The organism is Agrobacterium radiobacter, assembly GCF_040801995.1.
Classification (GTDB): Bacteria; Pseudomonadota; Alphaproteobacteria; order Rhizobiales; family Rhizobiaceae; genus Agrobacterium; species Agrobacterium radiobacter.
Window position 1 is genome coordinate 327,022 of the sequence record NZ_JBEGHX010000003.1, and the last position, 16,473, is coordinate 343,494.

The following is a 16,473-nucleotide window of genomic DNA, read 5'->3' on the forward strand; positions in this document are numbered from 1 at the left end:
GACGGCAAAGGACGCATCGCTGTCTTTCGGTGAATGCTTGCTGGATCGTCTGACAAAGGTTCAGCTGGCGGCAAGATTCTCTGCTGAACCATTCTCCTCGCTCCTCAGATTTGTCAAATCCTCATCCAGTTCGCTAAGCCGCATCATATGTGCCGCGACCTGCAAGGAGATGGTGCACGGATTATCTGGCGAGAAACGTTGCCAACTCTTGAGACTGTCGACGACCTCAATGAGATCGCGGCGTTCTTTTTCAAGCTTCCTCAGGTCCCAGATCATTGTTACTCGCCTCCCGTTTCCACGTGGTTGAACGTAGCACGGCAGGATCAGTCCAAATCCCTAAGATTTAGCGTAAATTTTATCTAAATTGCCATTCCCGCCGGAGACTGGGTTCGGGCCCGTATATCGGCATTTGCGCTCGGCCTGTTGAAGGAGGCCCGATCGAGCGCAACAGACAGCCGGGCAAAAACGAGGTCTTCGGCCCTTGATCAAGTAACAGCCTGTGGGTCCCAATATGGTGGATTGCCGAACACGGTTTTCAGATGCTCGGCCATGGCGCGCAGCTTTGCGGGAGGTTTGCGCCCTTGTGGATGTGCCATAAAAATGAACTCCGGCTCCGGCCTGTGATCGACCGACACCTCTTGCAGCAGGCCATCCCGAATGGCAGGCGCGGCTATGAATGCCGGCAAAAGAGCAAGGCCGAGTCCAGCGATGGCAGCATCGCGCATCATGTCACCGTTGTTGATGGCAAGACCCGGCTTTGCCCGAACGATGACGTTTCCGGAGGCCGTCTGAAATCGCCAGTCGGCTATGCCCCGGTTGGTATAGAAAATACCTTTGTGCTGTTCGAGATCCTGAAGCGTATGAGGGGTACCAAAGCGCGACAGGTAGTCCGCCGATGCGGTCAACATGCGCCGGCTGGTTGCAAGTTTCCAGGCAATCAGCCTCGATGCCGACAGTGGCCCATGGCGGATGACGGCGTCATAACCGTCCGAGATCGGATCTACCCTTCGGTCATCGATATCAAGCGTGAGCTCCAGTTTCGGATGCCGCGCCAGAAAGGGGTACAGGGCCGGCCCGAGATGCATACGACCGAAGGTGACAGGGGCCGCAATGCGCAACGGTCCGGCAATCTCACCCCGCCGCTCGGAAATATCTTCTGCAGCCGCCTCCATTTCCTGGATTATACGGCGTGCGCGCTCCAGAAAGGCCTGGCCGCTTTCCGTCAATGTAAGTTTTCTGGTCGTTCTCTGCAGGAGCAATACGCCAAGAACCTTTTCCAGTTCGGCCAAACGCTCGCTGACAACGGATTTTGAAAGCCGAAGCCGTCTCGCCGCCTCACTGATTGACCCGCTTTCAACGACCGCCACGAAAGTGACGATGCCTTCGGTCCGCATCAACATTGTTCGCCATCTCCGGATTTCAGTTCCAATATCTTCCGACTAATCCAAACAATAGCAACGTGCCATCTTAGTCCAACAGAAGGAGCGGCAGGGTGCCACTCCGCAAATGGAGAAAAGAGATATGACACGACTGAGTAACAAGGTGGCCATCGTTACCGGTGCCAGTTCCGGCATCGGAAGGGCGACCGCAAAACTCCTTGCCGCAGAGGGTGCCAGGGTAATCGTCGGCGCACGTCGGCAGACAGAACTCGACAGCCTCGTCGTCGAAATCGAAGCGGCTGGAGGACAGGCTGTCGCTGCAGCAGGCGACGTGAGGACCGAAGATTATCATCGGCACCTGGTCGCTACCGCGCTGCAACACTATGGCAAGCTCGACATCGCTTTCAACAATGCCGGTACGCTTGGCGAATCCGGTCCGACGACAGGCGTTTCGGAACAGGGTTTCGCCGATACGCTTGCGATCAATCTGACGGCGTCCTTTCTTGCGGCGAAGCATCAGGTTGCCGCGATGGAAAAAAACAGTTCCGGTTCCATCATCTTTACCTCCACCTTCGTCGGCTACAGCTACTCGTTCCCCGGCGTGGCGGCCTACTCCGCCAGCAAGTCCGGCCTCATCGGCCTGACACAGGCGTTGGCCGCAGAGTTTGGTCCGAAGAACATTCGGGTGAATGCCATCCTGCCTGGAGCGGTCGATACGGACATGTATCGGGAAATGAATGAAACACCGGAAAAGCAGGCATTCATTGCCGCGCTGCATGCGCTGAAGCGGGTTGCGACGGCTGAGGAAATTGCAAAATCCGTTCTATATCTTGCTTCCGATGACTCCAGCTTCGTGACCGGCACGGCATCGCTCGTGGATGGAGGTACGTCGATTACCCGGACTTAACCTTTCTCCGCCCAAGCCCCGCCTGGTCTTTGGATGCGAGATGCCAGATATGCCTTCCGGCCGCGGCGCTTGATCGACCGCGCGTTGTTCAGTTCTGCCAGGGCTCACGCATCGGGAGTGCCCTGGCCGCGAGCCGTTGGTCCGACACGCTGAACGTGAGGCGCGTCGATGCTGACGACAGGACTGCACGACGCCGTAGCAACCGTGACGTTCAGAACGTTTCATAACCGCATGAGTTGATGCCACATATCCTGGGAAGACGTTGAGGTAGCGGAAAAAAGCATGGTACGAATTGAGATGATACCGCGCGGTGGCGATAGGAATGTTGTCTGGCCAGAAACAAAATCGGCGGCGAAGGAGGAGGCATGAGCAGGGAGGAGCCAGGGTTTGCCTGGTGGATCGTACGTTGGGCCTTGCTCGCGCTGGCCATCCCCGGGGGCATCGCAATCAGCGCTGGCGGATGCACCACGGCTTGGCCCTTTCGAACGGCCCAAGCCACGCGAGCTGACCATTTTTCGTGACGATCAGGCCTTCAATCCCTTTGAGGCTCTGAACGGATCTTACGCATCGGCAGCGTCGTGCGCCACTGTTCCTCATGGCCTGTGGATCGAGATCGACGGAAAGGGAGATTGCATTCGTTATTATCCGCAAGCACTGGCCGAGGGCGAGAACCGGACGGTTCTGGTTTATTTCGGTGGCGATGTGATGCTGCGCAATTCCAAAGGTGTACGTTTCATAACCGATTCCTATCTCCGCCAGTCGCCTGCCACTATCGCAGCAGAAATGGCGGACTGGGCCCGACAAGCCGGTCGTCCGGCGATTTTTATGGCGCGTCCGGGCATCTACGGCTCATCCGGCGACCATAACAAACGCCGTCATCCGCGCGAAATCGTGCTCATGGACCGCGCGCTCGACCAGATCAAGCAGGAGCATAAGATACCGACTTTTATCCTTGTGGGTCACTCCCCGGGTGGTCAAATCGTTGCCGGTCTCTTGAACCGGCGCAGCGACGTCTCGGCAGCAGTGATCAGCTCCGGTCTGGTCTCGGTAAGCAGGTATCAGCCTATTGGGAGCGGCGGCGACGGGTTTCGGGCAAACTGCTCTACAACGCGGCATCTTACGATCCGGCCGATGAAATCGACCGGATCCCGACCGCTCATCGGCCGGACATATACGTACTCTCCGACCCGGAAGATCGGACCGTACCGTTTTTCAGTCAGTTGTTTTATGTCAGACGCCTGCGCGTCGCAGGCTTTGAACCGCACCACATCTATGTTCAGGCAACAGACCGTCAGCGCCATTTACTTGCCTATCACGGGAGTACAAGCAACGTGCCAGAACGCGAAACGAAATCGTGGCCTTGGTGCGCAGGGGGTCAAGCTCGGCTCATGAGTCATAACTAGGCCAACATGGTTAGCAGTTGGTTAATTGCCAAACCCGGATCTGGTGTTCCTTCCTCGGATCAGCGCCGCGCCCCCGCAGTTACCTGATAACAATATTGACCTGTGAGATTGAGACCCTAGAATCGCCAGCAGATTCTTTTGAGGTGTCGTTTTGCCAAAGCTCGAGCTTGTTTTTGTTATAGGCGCTTTTTTGGCTTTGGGGACATGGCTTTACTCGGACGAGTATCGGGCGCATGGCGCTCTTGTGACAATAATCCTTCTCGCGGTCGCATCAATCTATATCCTCTTGACGTCCAAGGAGAGAGTGTACCGGTTATATGCATGTATATCGCTGACCGTAATTTCCGCGGCAATCGGGGTCGTATTGCTGCGATTGTCAGGAATGCTTGGCTGATTCCGCGACGCAGGAATCAATATGCCATCGCGAACTGATGCGTCACGACAATGGGCGGGCATGAGACCTCTGCCGGGCCTCCTTCAGCCTTTTCCTTTCCTGCAACGCCGGCACAGCGATAGCTCGTGCATCGGATTTGGAAAATACGACCGTTCAATGGTCGATTTAGCAGCATAAAAGTGTGGCGGCAGCGACGATAGCGTTCCGGGGCTGCGGATTTACGAGAGCAACTACGGGCGTTCGATGCGATCCGAACGGTCAAAAAAATCGAAGCAGATACGACAATCCAGCGACCTGCGGTGTAAAGGAACTGGTCAGCGAAACCGGTTGTTCGCTAGAATCTGGTTTCGATTTTTATGCGCACCGCATGGTCCCGGGTCCCGGAATCATCGAAGCCGGTCCGGTACTCCAAGCCAGCGGACCACACATTGAAGATAGCATCAAGCGTAAGCCCGATGTTGCCATAACCGGAGATCTCATCCTTTCTGTCGAGCGCATAGGGAAGCCCGCCAGATGCGGCATAACCCATTATGGCACGGCCGGAATCCTTGAAGTCGAGTGCATATTCAGCCCTGACGCCTGGAATCAGCCTGCCCCATTCATAGTCGAACGCGTAACTGGCGCGCAGGCCCAGAACGCCCGCTACATTGTCGACCGTCTGGTCACCGTAAGTGAGGCGATAGGTGCTGTCACCTGCTTCGGAAAAGCCCTGAAGCCAGGATCGTGACATCTCCACCCGGCCGTAGGGCGATACCAGCCACGATTCGTTACGGAACTCGTAAGCGGCCGTCAGTGAACCAAACAACTGACTGCCGTTACGTCTTCCGCTTGTGAAATTGCTGTCGGCCGCAATGAACCGTACCGAATTGAAATCCAGGACGCTACCGCCGAGAAGCGCGTCAATAAACAGATTCTCGAACGGTGTATAGCTGCCATAGAAAGCGGCGCTGTAGGCGTTGGCACGACTTTGCGTGCCATTGTTGCCAACATCTGTGCTATCACGTCCATAGCCGACGCCAACACCTGCGATGAGCTCTTCCGAGAAACGGTAGTCAATGCCACCGCTGACGCCCGCAAGCGTGTAATCGAGATCGAGCCTGCCATCTTCCCGTTCACCGAAATTGACGAAGCCGCTCGTCCAGACAGCGAAAGGACCGGGGTCAAAATCTCGCTCCGGGAATTGATATTCCCCGGGAGCGACGACTTTCTCAGGAAGCCCTTGCTTGTTCTCGGTCGCATAACCGAGCGATGCAATGCCGGCGCCACCCGGATCCGGCTCGGGCTCCACGGGCAAACCGGAACCGGCGCCCGTCGACTGTCTGCCAAAACGTATACCGAAACTCGACTTTCTGCGCTCGCCCTCGTTATGAAGTCGCTCAAGCCGATTTTGGAAATTGCGTATCTGAACCTGCGCAAAACGTCCTGCGGCGCTCGTCTGCGCGTTGAGCAAACCAACAACGTCGGCGTCCATTGTTGGATCCGGAAAAACCAGTTTCTCCCTGTTGACGGAGATCGTGTAGGAACGTGCAGCTCCGTTTTGCGCCGTCACCAGCACGGATACGGTGTTTATACCCACGGCCAGTTCGATGGGCTGGCTCATATTCCCCGATGCGATCACATTGCCATGTATCGTGACGGCAGCGAAAGGGTCGACGGCTGTCGGCATCACCTGAAGCGTAGCGGTGTCGAAAGGAAGGGAAAGCATATAATTAGCGACGCCCGGCGAAAATGCCGGTTCAAGACTTCCGACCGACGTGACCAGCGCAGCAAGACTTGTATTTCCGGACTGAGCGCGGACGATGTTGACGCGGTATGTATTTGTGCTTACCCCGTCCCGGGCCGTGACGGTTATATCGGCCGCATTGTTGCCGATGGCGAGTGGTATTGCCGGGCTCGGAAGACCGTCCGGGACGGGCGACCCGTTCAGCGTGATTGTTGCTGCGGCGTCGGCAGCAACGGCTGTCAGGGAAACACGCTCTATATCGCTTCCGACACTCACGACATAGGAGGTTATGGATGCCGAGAAGGATGGGGTGAGGGTGCCGACGCTCGGTCTGATGTCTTGCAAATCCGCATTTATCGAAGAGCCGACTCGCCAGGTCAGAGTGTTGGACGCGAGGTTGCCATTTCCGCCCGTGTTGATTGCGGAATTTGCCGGCAGGCGAAGACTGAAAGTACCCGCACCGGAGGTGTAAAATACCAGAACGTCGTAGGTAATATTATCGTCGGTTCGAAGCCCCGTAACAGAACCGACCGCCGACCCGGTCGGGATCAAACTGAAATCCCCATGCGTCAGTCCGGTAACCGCTTCCGAAAACGTGACTGTTATACGGCGAATGGAATCATCAGGGGAGGAAGAGGTAGAAAGAGTGACCGTTGGGGAATTTGCATTGACGAGTATCTGGCCCGTCGGGGGAACGCTGTTCAGGGCAAGTTCGGCTGGCTCGCCAACGGAATTTGCAATTGTGCCACCATTTAATGCGATGGATGTGCCAAGAGCAATTCCGTCCATATCCACATCGCCGGACTGGACAGTATATGAAAATGTGAGGACGCTGGAGCCGGTACCGGATCGATAGGCGGCTTGCCGGGTGGTCGCGCCGATGATGAGTTGAATAGCGGGAGTACCGGTGATCCAAACACTCTGGTCCATGTGAACGTGGAAACTCAATGTTTGACCGGCGTTGTAGTGTCCGTTCGCCGGCACGTCGACGGTTCGCACCCCCGGCGCGACAGCGGAAAGGACCGTCAAGGACACCGGAGCGGAGTAAACGGTGCTACCTGCCAGCGTTGCCGCAACTCGATAATAGGTGCCGCTGTCAGAAAGCCTGACGTTCGGCAAGTGGAGTTCCGCTCCGTTGCCGTTGCTGACATTGGAAAACTGCCCGCTCGGGCTATAGGCCTTTTGCCATTGTATCGAGGTGGCGGCGTCCTGAACCTCGACGCTGAAAATGGCGTCCCGGCCTTCCGAAACGGAAACCGCGACCGGGTGTCGGGTGACAACGGGCACCTGTGCCGAGGCGGCAACTGCCGTCAGAATGCTTATGAAAGCGGTCAGTATTACGATTGACAAATACCGGCGCGTTCCATCCAGCGTAAGTGTAGACCTAAAAAATGGCGGCATAGGTCAGAACTTTATGCCTGGGCCAACCCTGACCGTGTGCTGGCCGGTATCGACAGCGACGCCCTGAAGGGACTTGTCTCCATAATCAGTATAACGGTATTCGATACGACTGAACATATTGTCGGTGAAGGCATAGTCCAGCCCGGCGCCGATCGTGTAACCGCTGAATGTCTTTTCCTGTTTGCCCAATCCCGGCGCGTCCACATAGGCCCGCGTTCCGGCCCATCCCGCCGTAGCGTACGCAAGGACGTTGTTAAAGGTGTAACCGACACGGCCACGCAGCGACCCAACCCAGTCCAGACCGAAATCAGCGCCAAAGACTTCCTGTTCATTCCAGTGGCGCTCAATATCGCCCTCTACGGCGACACCGAAGCCTGAAAACGCGCCGTTGGCCCAACCTCCACCGGCATGAACTCCGAAATAGGTTCCGGACCAGGTGAACTCCGGTTTCTCCGCAACGGGCTGCGCGGTGTCCTCAACGGTGACATCCGCCGCAATCGCTGCGGATACGGTCAATGCTAGAGCGGCAGGCAGAAAGAATATTTTCATGGTGTGAAGCCCGATTGGAGACGACGATGTGGCGCTCGTTGAAACTCCGCTCTGCGCCGCCGACGCCCTGAATTGACGGCGCGCCGGAAACGCCTGGTGTGTGCGCCCACAGTGCAGACAATCGAAATTTCACAGGGGATAGAAGAGTTTTCGGACCGGCAGTGGCAAATCTATCCCTGCGCGCAAATGGCACTGGATAAAACAATCATTAAACGCAAATCCTGCAGACCCCGGATTGCGGTTATCGTCCCCATCTAGAGGCGTGATCGAACCAGGTTTGTGACTCGCCCTGTCTCGCCAGCGCGTTTTGCTGCGCAAGGGCACGCATCTCGCGCGGGCTCAATCCGTAGACACGCTGGAACGCGCGCGTAAAATTATGCGCGTACAGGAAACCGTGTTCCAAACCGATATCGGCGATGGACCTGGAGCTGTGCGCCGGATCGCGAAGCACCTTGCGCGCCATTTCCAGCCGCCGTTTCAGAATATAGGAAGCCACACCGCCGTCATCGGAAAAGAGGTAGGTCAGTTTACGTATCGATATACCGAAGGTTGCCGCAATTCCGACAGGGGACAATTCCGGGCTTAGCAGCTTCGCATCAATATGGCGGCGGATTTCCTCACGCTGCACGTGAACGACGCCCCTGGCCAAATCCTCTCTCGGAGCCCCGTTAAGGGTGGCAGCGACGAGTTCGATCGTCGGCTGAACCAAAGCCGCGGCCTGTCTTTGATTCAGAAGTGGAAGAGTGTGAAAGATATTATCGATGTGTTTGCGAAGCAGTACCACCATCGGCTGATGCGCTGAAAGGACCCTCATATTCTGCTCGTCGGGATGGTTTAATAACCGCACCAGCATCTGGCGAGGAATGAAGAGAGTAATATTGGAAAAATCGTTCGCTGATCCGGCATGGGCCTGGGCCGTATCATGAACGATCAGATCTCCGGGAGCGGCCTCGGCTTCCGCACGACCGTCCTGTCGCCGCCACCATCCACTGGTGAAAAACTGCACTTCGAAATGTTCGTAACCATCCGCAGCAATCCGATAGCTGGACCGGCTGAGCGTCTGTCCGACACTCTCGCAGTGGGTGAGCAGAAGGTCGCCCAGACGAAACGTAAGATGCCGGGTGTAAAAGCCGCTCGGATCGCTGAGTTTGAAATCATACAACGAACCTGCCGATTCCTCCCAGAAGGCGAGAGCCTTTTTAAGAGTGGTGCGGCGCGTATCCGTTTTGAACAGGAGCGTCGGCGGGTTGATTTTCATTACATCGCGTGCAGGGTCGACGGACATATCATCTTCTTTTGTCGGATTGGGGCCTGATACGCACGTTTGCCCACCTGCGTGTGAGTAAAAGACTGTCAGGGTGTTTTCGACAACCGGGAGGCATCACCTCGCCAAGCGAAGACAACGCCTGTCGTGGCCGGAAGCCCGTCGTTCCATAAACTGGTTGCCGGCACTGAACCTGATTTGCCTGAAACATCCTCAAAAAAATCCCCGGTGCGCGGTAAGAGAAGGCAATAATGGCTGCGAACTACGCGGCCAGATTGGGAACCTGCCATCGCGAAATTCGTTAGCGCCCAAGGCCCCACGAAACCATATCAGGAATTTCGCAATGCCAAGGTACTTTTTCCATGTGCGTGACGCGCAGGGTCTCTCCGTGGATATGGAAGGAGCTGTCCTTTCTACGGATGAGCAAGCAAGGCGTGAAGCCGTTCAGGCTGCGAAGGAAATGTTAGCCGAGAAAATTCTCAAAGACGAAATTCTGGATGGCAGCGCGTTTGAAGTGGTGCGTAGTGATGGACTTCTAGTCGCAAAAATTCCGCTAAAATCAGTAATCCGGTTCAAGTAGTTCGAATACGACCTACGTTCCTGCATTTATCCTCGACCTAGAGGCGGTCACGAGCGGCGGTCAGCCGGATGACCAAGCCGTCAGAATTCCAGTCTCGATGAATTTCTCCGCCAAGCTGACTACCAACGGTTGCGCGGCCGAGAATTGTCCCAAAACCTTCCCCGTCGGACGTCCGCTTGACCGGCGGCCCACCTTTCTCGGCCCAGATGAGGGTGAACAGCTTGTCGTCGCTTTGACATGTGATTTCAACACGTCCTTGCTCGGTTGACAACGAGCCGTATTTTGCTGCGTTGGTCGCGAATTCGTGTAGCAGAAGCGCATAACTCGTCAGAGAACCGCCGGTAATTGTGATATCTGGACCACTAATTATCACGTGAGGAGCCGCGCCCTGACCATAAGGGGCGAGGATTGTTTCAAGCAATGCATGAAGTGTTGTCGCCCGAGCAAGGCGATCTGATTCTTCGGAGGTGTGCGGAACTGTCAACGTATGTGCCCGCGAAAGAGCGCCGAGCCTGTCACGCACTGCGGCTGCGAGCTCGGCTGGCGTATTTGCCGTTCTTGCACTGAGAGACACTATGCTGCTCGCCACAGTGAAGAGGTTTTTTACCCGATGGTTCATTTCGTGGATCAACAGATGTTGTTGCTCCTCAGCGCGCCGGCGTTCCGTTATGTCGCGTGCGATCTTGGAAGCACCTATGACCTGACCTGACCGGTTTCTGATTGGCGAAACAGACAGGGAAATATCAACACGTGTCCCGTCCTTGCGCTGGCGGACCGTTTCATAGTGATCGATCTTCTCGCCGCGCCGAAGGCGCGCAAGAATGCTGGGCTCCTCATCGGTTCGATCCGGCGGGATCAACATCGTGACGGAGCGGCCAACGGCTTCTTCTGCAGTGTAGCCAAACAATTGTTCGGCGCCTCGATTCCAGTCCGTGATAATGCCGTTCAGATCTTTTGCCAGAATTGCGTCATCCGAGGACTGGATTATGGCCCTCATACGTTGTGTGATCTCGTTATCGAATTGATCATCGGGTTCTTCGACAAGCATGTTGATCCCGCCGGAGATGGCGCCCCCGGCATCGAATATCGGTGTAGCGAACGCACGCACCGGAACCTGGCTTCCATCGGCTCGCTCTACAAGCATCCGATAATCTCGCACCGCTTGCTTCTCGCGCAGGGCCATCGCCATCGGGCTCTCTGCGTGGGGCAATGGCTTGCCATCGGGTGTGCGAAGCCTGAGGGATCCGCAGTATCTGATTTCCTTTAGACGGGGCTTGAGCCCCCATATGTCGGTAGCCAACTCGTTGTAAAATGTGAGGATGCCGGCGTTGTCGGTGAGATAACCCGCAATCGGCGAAACCTCCAGAAAATCGCGCGACGCCAGATGTCCGTCCAACATCTCGCTCAGCGACCCGCGAGCGAGATTGGAACGAAACGCTCGATTATCATCATCATCGGTGTGTCCGGACACTTGATACCTCTGACTCGCTCGTGTTGATCCGGGAGGATGGCATATAGCTTCGCTTACGTTGGAGTCCTGTTGTCAAGGGACAGGAAGCTATCTTGTGGAAGACGACCTGACAACCCGGAACATGGCCGCCCCCTTGATCCCTTTGGTCTTCACCCACGTGGCCGCCCGGGCTTCGTGCAGTCTGAGATTGTCGCGTTGCCCGCAGCGTCAAGCGCTTGGCTGCGGAGATGCAGCGGCGGCGACCTCGGGCTGCTCTCGAAACGGCGACAGCTCCCTTGTCGGGAGATCAGCCCCATCGAAGGACTGAAGCTCATGACGTGTATGGATGCAATATCAGCCCTCAGTGCAGCGAGGATTTGTGTTCATTAAAAGAAGCATGGCCTCTATCTGCTGTGAGGCCTCGCTCAATATTTTATTCAGTTCAGTTTCTGCATGCCGGTCACGCCCGGTTTTAGCCCCGGCACGTAACCGTGCCAGACCTCGTTGGTATATTCGGGAAGTTTGATCCGGCCGATTTCCGTCTTACCGTGACCTGCAACCAGACACAGTTCCATCCGCTCTGCATGGGCTCTGAACAGCGCGAAATTCACGCCGTATTATCCGCAATCGCGCCCAGCTGACGATGGTCGCCGGAGCCGATTGGGGAAAGTCTGCCGGTCATTTTTGCCTCTGAAAACACTGATTGGATAAGGGGTGGTTGTCGTAACCATTTCCGGAAAAAACGCCGTCGAGAAAACAATCGCAATGCGATCGAAACGACTTCCGCTGCCTCGAACAGTTTCCCCTTATGAGGATCCCGAGAATTCTTTCAGCTGTTCATCAGAATTGTCCGCAGCGATGCCGTTTTGAAGCGGTGCGTCAACGGGTCCGAATTCAGCCTCCCATTCTGCACTGGCAGGTGCCACTGCTCTTCGTCGTGTCCGTCAGGCCTGCCTGCCTCCTCCCAGAGTTCATAAGCGCGCTTTGATATCCATTCCTCGCGATCGGTACCCATTTTTTTCCCGTGGTAGTGAACATCGATGTTGTGCCCAACACTGCTCCCCGACGAAAGTTCCAACGGGATCGGTCTTCGTCGCAGGCAAGCGGGATATCACCGGCCGTACCTTATCGGTGATTTCGTTCAGGCCTGCCGCGTGCCAGGAGCTTTTTGAACAGGATAATACCGGACAGGCAAAAGCAGATGGAGTTCGTCATGATGATCGGCCATTCGCCACGAAGGAACCCGAACCCTGCCCAGAGCGCAAATCCGGTCACACTCAGCATATACATGCGCGCCGAAATCGCTGCTGTATCACCCGTCCTCATTACTTTCCAAACCTGCGGGATGAAGCTAGCCACAGAGCAGATGGAAGCGAGATAGCCAACAACCAAACCTGCATCCATGAACATATTTCCTTTTTCTGCAAAGTTCCCGCGAACGACGTCAAATGATCAGGACATCGCGTTAACTGCCGGGAGAACCTCTCGTGCCATGAAACGGATAAAGCCCTGCTGGTCGCGAGAGACGTTATGGATATAAATTTCCGTGATTCCGCAGGAACGGCATTCGGCAATGAGGTGAAGAACGTCCTCCCCTTCTGTAACGAGGGGGACGAACTGTCCCATGTCATCCGGGAGGACCTCACGAGTCACATTGTCGAATGCGGCGGGGCTTTTAAGGTTGGCGAGATGATCTGCAGGCACTGCTGCCGTTCGCCATTGATCCCATGCGGCGGCGCGAGCGTCATCCCTCGTGGTGCCCCAACTGAGCTGAAGCTGAAGCGCAAGCGGCTTTCCCGAGCCTCCTTCCGCCCTGAACCGGGTAATGATCTCTGCCAACTCCTTCTGCGGCTTGCGTACGGTAACCAAACCATCGGTCCATCCTCCCATCCATGCGGCAGTCCCGGCCGAGAGCGCGGCACCGAAAACCGCGGGAGGCCTTCCGGGAAGTGACCAAAGCCTGGCGTCCTCGACCGAAAACCAGGGCAGCGCACGGGAAACCGTTTCGCCTCTCAGAAGCCTTCGCATAATGTCAGACCCGGCCTGCAGGCGCTGATCGCGCTCCGGTTTGTCCGGCCAACGCCCCCCTACAACATGTTCGTTCATGGCTTCGCCGCTTCCGACGGCAATCCAGCGTAATCGGTCTGGAAACATTTCCGAGAGAGTGGCAATCAAATGCGCGAGAACCACAGGGTGATATCGGAAGCCTCCAGGAATGGCGAGACTGCCGAAGGGCAGGGACGTCGCTGCCAAGGCAGCTCCCAGCCAGGCCCAGTTATTGCCGGAGTTCCCTTGGCGCGCGCTCCATGGGGTGATGTGATCCGAGGTCATGACAGCTTTGAAACCAGCTTCCTCGGCCTGCCTTACGAAAGCAAGCAACTCGCTTGGTGGGAACTGCTCATGAGACGCATGGTATCCAATAATCATGTCGTCGCTCCTGTGCCCGTTACAGACGTTCAAACGGTATCGCACGCACGACGATTTCCTCTTGGGAAAGCATCAGCGCCAAGCGTTCGCGATACTGCGCCCACCAACTGCGGTTAATTTCGTCCGTCATGACCTCGACGAGAAAAATATGGTCATGCTCCACCTTGCGACCGTCCTTCCAAAAACCTTCAGCGGGGGCTTTCTCATGAATAGTCACGCCGCCGAACTGCTCGGTCAAATCGTAACAGATGGTGTCGAGTACCTGGCTGACCATGTTGGCGGTGACTGGAAGCAATATTTCAACGAGATATGACATTATAGCCTTTCCGAGCGAATCGAGGTCCGAACCTCGTGGTCAGGGACTTGTTCCGTTGAACCCTGAGAACTCATTTGACCAGCATGATCACTTCGCTATCTCGTCCCGACGATAGTCGTCTGCCCAGGCAATGAATGCAGGATCTCTCCACCCGCTCCTTGCGAACAATCGGTGTAGCAAGCCAGAGGGGATCCCAGTCAGGACTACGCGGCCGGGCTTCTTCAACTCGAGATCCCGGTCCTGATGATCGGGGATTTCAATGTGATGCCAACCGACCTTGACGTCCACAAGCCAGAGCGTTGGCGTAAGGACGCTCTCGTCAGGCCGGAAGTTCGAAGAGCCTACGCCGATCTTGTAACCAAAGGATGGGCGGACGCGATAAGACATCTGCATCCGTACGAACGAATCTACACTTTCTGGAAATACTGGCGAAATTCCTTCGAACGCGATGCCGGGCTAAGAATTGATCACATCCTTCTCAGCCCGGTTGCAGCACCATGGTTGAAATCAGCAAGCGTCCGCCGCGAGCCACGAAGCTGGGCCCACACGAGCGATCATGCGCCAGTGATGATCGAGGTTGACGTGCCGGAGGACAGAAGCGGCGCATAGGAGCGGGATGGCGAGCCGGAATTCGCTGCAATGCCGGAGAGGCCGGTGGAAATATCAGTGTGCGGACGTGTCAGCGTTAAAAACAGTTCCACCTCGACTGCCCAAATAAGCAGTGCCGAAGCTCCCGGTTCAGCAACGCCGCTGTCTCAACGCCGGGCTCACAAGGAACAGCTTCCGGCTGCTATGTCCCAGCGTCCACTGGGAGCGCGAACGAAGGAGATCTTGCCAGTTTCTCCGAGGGGTTAGATCGAGCCGCCGCAAGACCGTGTACCTGTCCAAATCTGATCGCTGGTTGCAATGTCGCCAGTCGGATCGGGATAGATGTCGGTCACCGATTTTCCGAAGCACCAAACGAAGAACTTGTCCAAGGAACCAAGGGCGCCTGCCGGGTTCTCCTTCGGCAGGATGCCAGGCTATTTACGAGTATATTGCCAGCAGACTGGACGACAGGAGGCAATCAAGGCACACCGCAGCGAGCAGGGGGACGGGACGGGTATCTTCACCAACGGCGACGAGCGCAATCCGCCGATAGCTGCCGCAGGCATCCCGCTCCCGTTCCGTGATCGGGGCAAGCAGCAACATTCACTCATCCGGTTCTTGAGTTGAAGCGCCGGGTGTACAGGGCCGGTTCAGAGTGTCCGCGCCGCCGAATCCATCCACGCCCGGTGTTTTTCCTCGTCCTGGTGAGCGGTCAGGAAGAAGGCTTTTGTGGCCGGGATCGCGCCTTCGTGACGAGCGGCACGCTCGTAGGCGGTCACGGTGTCATCCTCGTTCGTTTTCATTGCCTTCAGGATCGCCCGGTCTCCCATCAAATCCGCCAACGCAATTTTACCGGTGGTCAACATTTGCTTCAAGTCACCTTCAATCGGCGCTTTGATACCGAGTTCAAGCGCGATTTCTGTGAGAACCCGAACGTGCTGCAGGTGATCTTCTTTAAAGGCTGCCATCTGGCTCGCAAGCTCCCGGCTCTCGAGCCTCTGCGTGCAGGAATCGTATGCGGCGATCGCGTCGTGTTCCAGATAAAGAAGGTTCCTCACCAAGTCCTTGATGTCTGCTTCATTTCCTACCATCGTAACCATCATGTCCTCCTCGGGTGGCTTCACAGGACGTGGAACGGAAGAGGCCTGCTTGAGTTCCATTTGCAACACGCCGGTCCGGATTCGTACATTGAGGAAGTGCCGCCCGACGGGCTGAAGGGCACGCGCGCTGACCGCGGCCGCCGAAAGAAAATCACGACCTTTTATCCGTTCGGCAGCGGGAGCTCTCGCGGCAGGAACGGGATCAGGCATGGAACGATTCCCTGTCTCCAGAAACTCGCCGTAGAAAGTTCAGCCAGCCACCTTTCGAAGGGATCGCTCAATCTCTCCGCCACAATAGGCCTCGCCATAGTCTTCAAAACTCCGACGGCTCAGGCCCGCCAGCGGAGTTCCACCATCCACTCGCGTTGAAAGGCCCCAGATGACCGGCGAGGTGTCCTCTATTATCCGCCTGATGGTCGGGAAGCGGCTGGCCATCGTCCTCCACAGAATTGCGGTTACGATATCTGCGACGCCTGGGCTTTCGGTGCCGAGCAAAAAACCGGTGCCCGCGCTCAGGCCGTGCCTTGTTCCCGTGTCCTCGAAAATGCGCACCCACTTCTGCAAGCGCGGAACGAACTCCCCCCACTTTTCCGGCGTCCACATCTCGCGCCCGCCGTCGAGCGTCAATTCGTCAAGGACGTCGTTGGCATCGTTCACGAGTTTGGCGCTGAGCGCACGGCCCTCAACAGTTTTAGGCAAGAGATCCAGCCGCTCACCAAGATACATGGCGATCGCAGGCATCTGGGAAATTGCAAAACTTCGTTCGCGGTCAATCAGAACCGGTGGTCCCATGAAAGCAACCGGCTGTTTTCCGGGCTCGCGGCTCATAATCTCTTCGACACCATCTGCGCCGTGTTCGTCCCAGGAATATTCGCAGTGCGCCAGAATTCCACGAATGAACTGACCCCGAAACGGAACTGGCCAGTAATAGAGTTCGAAGTTGCTCATGACGTATTCCCTTCCCATGCGAAGCACTAACGGCGCAGGCCGTT

17 protein-coding genes and 2 pseudogenes are annotated in these 16,473 nt (G+C 56.4%); 5 read left to right on the plus strand and 14 right to left on the minus strand.

The genetic code is table 11. From position 1 onward, the window contains the following. Nucleotides 1-60 precede the first annotated feature (60 nt). A complete protein-coding gene (locus MRBLRC7O_RS25140) occupies nt 61-276 on the minus strand; it encodes a hypothetical protein (protein WP_020808172.1) in 216 nt (71 codons plus the stop codon). 209 nt (nt 277-485) lie between these two features. Then, a complete protein-coding gene (locus MRBLRC7O_RS25145) occupies nt 486-1,397 on the minus strand; it encodes a LysR family transcriptional regulator (protein ID WP_112208026.1) in 912 nt (303 codons plus the stop codon). A gap of 124 nt (nt 1,398-1,521) precedes the next feature. On the opposite strand from MRBLRC7O_RS25145, the gene MRBLRC7O_RS25150 reads away from it, so the two are divergent. Together MRBLRC7O_RS25150 and MRBLRC7O_RS25155 are read left to right on the plus strand one after the other, a co-directional pair. Next, nucleotides 1,522-2,286, plus strand: a complete 765-nt coding sequence (locus MRBLRC7O_RS25150; RefSeq protein ID WP_020808170.1) for an SDR family oxidoreductase — start codon at nt 1,522-1,524, stop codon at nt 2,284-2,286. Between the two features lie 387 nt (nt 2,287-2,673). Then, the gene (locus MRBLRC7O_RS25155; protein ID WP_236731847.1) at nt 2,674-3,678 is read left to right on the plus strand and encodes an alpha/beta fold hydrolase; all 1,005 of its coding nucleotides are present in this window, start codon (nt 2,674-2,676) and stop codon (nt 3,676-3,678) included. Nucleotides 3,679-4,417: 739 nt separating this feature from the next. On the opposite strand, the gene MRBLRC7O_RS25160 is transcribed toward MRBLRC7O_RS25155, so the two are convergent. The 3 genes from MRBLRC7O_RS25160 to MRBLRC7O_RS25170 all read right to left on the minus strand — a co-directional run bounded on the left by MRBLRC7O_RS25160 (nt 4,418) and on the right by MRBLRC7O_RS25170 (nt 9,041). Then, nucleotides 4,418-7,156, minus strand: coding sequence for an autotransporter domain-containing protein (locus MRBLRC7O_RS25160; protein ID WP_020808168.1), 2,739 nt, complete (start codon nt 7,154-7,156; stop codon nt 4,418-4,420). Nucleotides 7,157-7,210: 54 nt separating this feature from the next. Continuing rightward, the gene (locus MRBLRC7O_RS25165) at nt 7,211-7,756 is read right to left on the minus strand and encodes an outer membrane protein (protein WP_020808167.1); all 546 of its coding nucleotides are present in this window, start codon (nt 7,754-7,756) and stop codon (nt 7,211-7,213) included. Nucleotides 7,757-7,997: 241 nt separating this feature from the next. Beyond that, nucleotides 7,998-9,041: a helix-turn-helix domain-containing protein gene (locus MRBLRC7O_RS25170; RefSeq protein WP_112208016.1), complete on the minus strand. Its 1,044-nt coding sequence runs from the start codon at nt 9,039-9,041 to the stop codon at nt 7,998-8,000. A 322-nt stretch (nt 9,042-9,363) separates the two neighbouring features. Here MRBLRC7O_RS25170 and MRBLRC7O_RS25175 point away from each other — a divergent pair, with 322 nt between their 5' ends. After that, complete coding sequence (locus MRBLRC7O_RS25175) at nt 9,364-9,600, plus strand: DUF6894 family protein (protein WP_020808165.1); 237 nt, start codon at nt 9,364-9,366, stop codon at nt 9,598-9,600. 37 nt (nt 9,601-9,637) lie between these two features. Here MRBLRC7O_RS25175 and MRBLRC7O_RS25180 read toward each other — a convergent pair whose 3' ends face one another. The 6 genes and pseudogenes from MRBLRC7O_RS25180 to MRBLRC7O_RS25205 form a co-directional block, all read right to left on the minus strand. After that, nucleotides 9,638-11,071, minus strand: a complete 1,434-nt coding sequence (locus MRBLRC7O_RS25180; RefSeq protein WP_236731846.1) for a PAS domain-containing HWE histidine kinase family protein — start codon at nt 11,069-11,071, stop codon at nt 9,638-9,640. A gap of 443 nt (nt 11,072-11,514) precedes the next feature. Next, nucleotides 11,515-11,732, minus strand: a pseudogene (locus tag MRBLRC7O_RS25185) (glycogen debranching protein GlgX); the annotation flags it as partial. Between the two features lie 147 nt (nt 11,733-11,879). Further along, nucleotides 11,880-12,065: a DUF2934 domain-containing protein gene (locus MRBLRC7O_RS25545; RefSeq protein WP_020808162.1), complete on the minus strand. Its 186-nt coding sequence runs from the start codon at nt 12,063-12,065 to the stop codon at nt 11,880-11,882. A 110-nt stretch (nt 12,066-12,175) separates the two neighbouring features. Further along, nucleotides 12,176-12,454 (minus strand): SemiSWEET family sugar transporter, encoded by a 279-nt coding sequence (locus tag MRBLRC7O_RS25195; RefSeq protein WP_049832250.1) that lies wholly within the window; start codon nt 12,452-12,454, stop codon nt 12,176-12,178. Nucleotides 12,455-12,502: 48 nt separating this feature from the next. After that, nucleotides 12,503-13,477, minus strand: a complete 975-nt coding sequence (locus MRBLRC7O_RS25200; RefSeq protein ID WP_020808160.1) for a TIGR03885 family FMN-dependent LLM class oxidoreductase — start codon at nt 13,475-13,477, stop codon at nt 12,503-12,505. Nucleotides 13,478-13,496: 19 nt separating this feature from the next. Further along, nucleotides 13,497-13,793, minus strand: a complete 297-nt coding sequence (locus MRBLRC7O_RS25205) for a hypothetical protein (RefSeq protein ID WP_020808159.1) — start codon at nt 13,791-13,793, stop codon at nt 13,497-13,499. Between the two features lie 201 nt (nt 13,794-13,994). On the opposite strand from MRBLRC7O_RS25205, the pseudogene MRBLRC7O_RS25210 reads away from it, so the two are divergent. After that, nucleotides 13,995-14,402 (plus strand): annotated as a pseudogene (locus MRBLRC7O_RS25210) (exodeoxyribonuclease III); the annotation flags it as partial. Here the strand turns inward: MRBLRC7O_RS25210 and MRBLRC7O_RS25215 are convergent. Continuing rightward, nucleotides 14,348-14,494, minus strand: a complete 147-nt coding sequence (locus MRBLRC7O_RS25215) for a hypothetical protein (RefSeq protein ID WP_020808157.1) — start codon at nt 14,492-14,494, stop codon at nt 14,348-14,350. The pseudogene MRBLRC7O_RS25210 and the gene MRBLRC7O_RS25215 overlap by 55 nt on opposite strands. 229 nt (nt 14,495-14,723) lie before the next feature. Here MRBLRC7O_RS25215 and MRBLRC7O_RS25220 point away from each other — a divergent pair, with 229 nt between their 5' ends. Then, nucleotides 14,724-15,008, plus strand: a complete 285-nt coding sequence (locus tag MRBLRC7O_RS25220) for a hypothetical protein (RefSeq protein WP_020808156.1) — start codon at nt 14,724-14,726, stop codon at nt 15,006-15,008. Nucleotides 15,009-15,031: 23 nt separating this feature from the next. On the opposite strand, the gene MRBLRC7O_RS25225 is transcribed toward MRBLRC7O_RS25220, so the two are convergent. Both MRBLRC7O_RS25225 and MRBLRC7O_RS25230 read right to left on the minus strand, forming a co-directional pair. Continuing rightward, entirely contained in the window at nt 15,032-15,691 is a 660-nt protein-coding gene (locus tag MRBLRC7O_RS25225; RefSeq protein WP_373427970.1) for a DUF2383 domain-containing protein, read from the minus strand. A gap of 39 nt (nt 15,692-15,730) precedes the next feature. After that, complete coding sequence (locus MRBLRC7O_RS25230) at nt 15,731-16,429, minus strand: glutathione transferase, Atu5508 family (protein ID WP_080865393.1); 699 nt, start codon at nt 16,427-16,429, stop codon at nt 15,731-15,733. Nucleotides 16,430-16,473 lie beyond the last annotated feature (44 nt).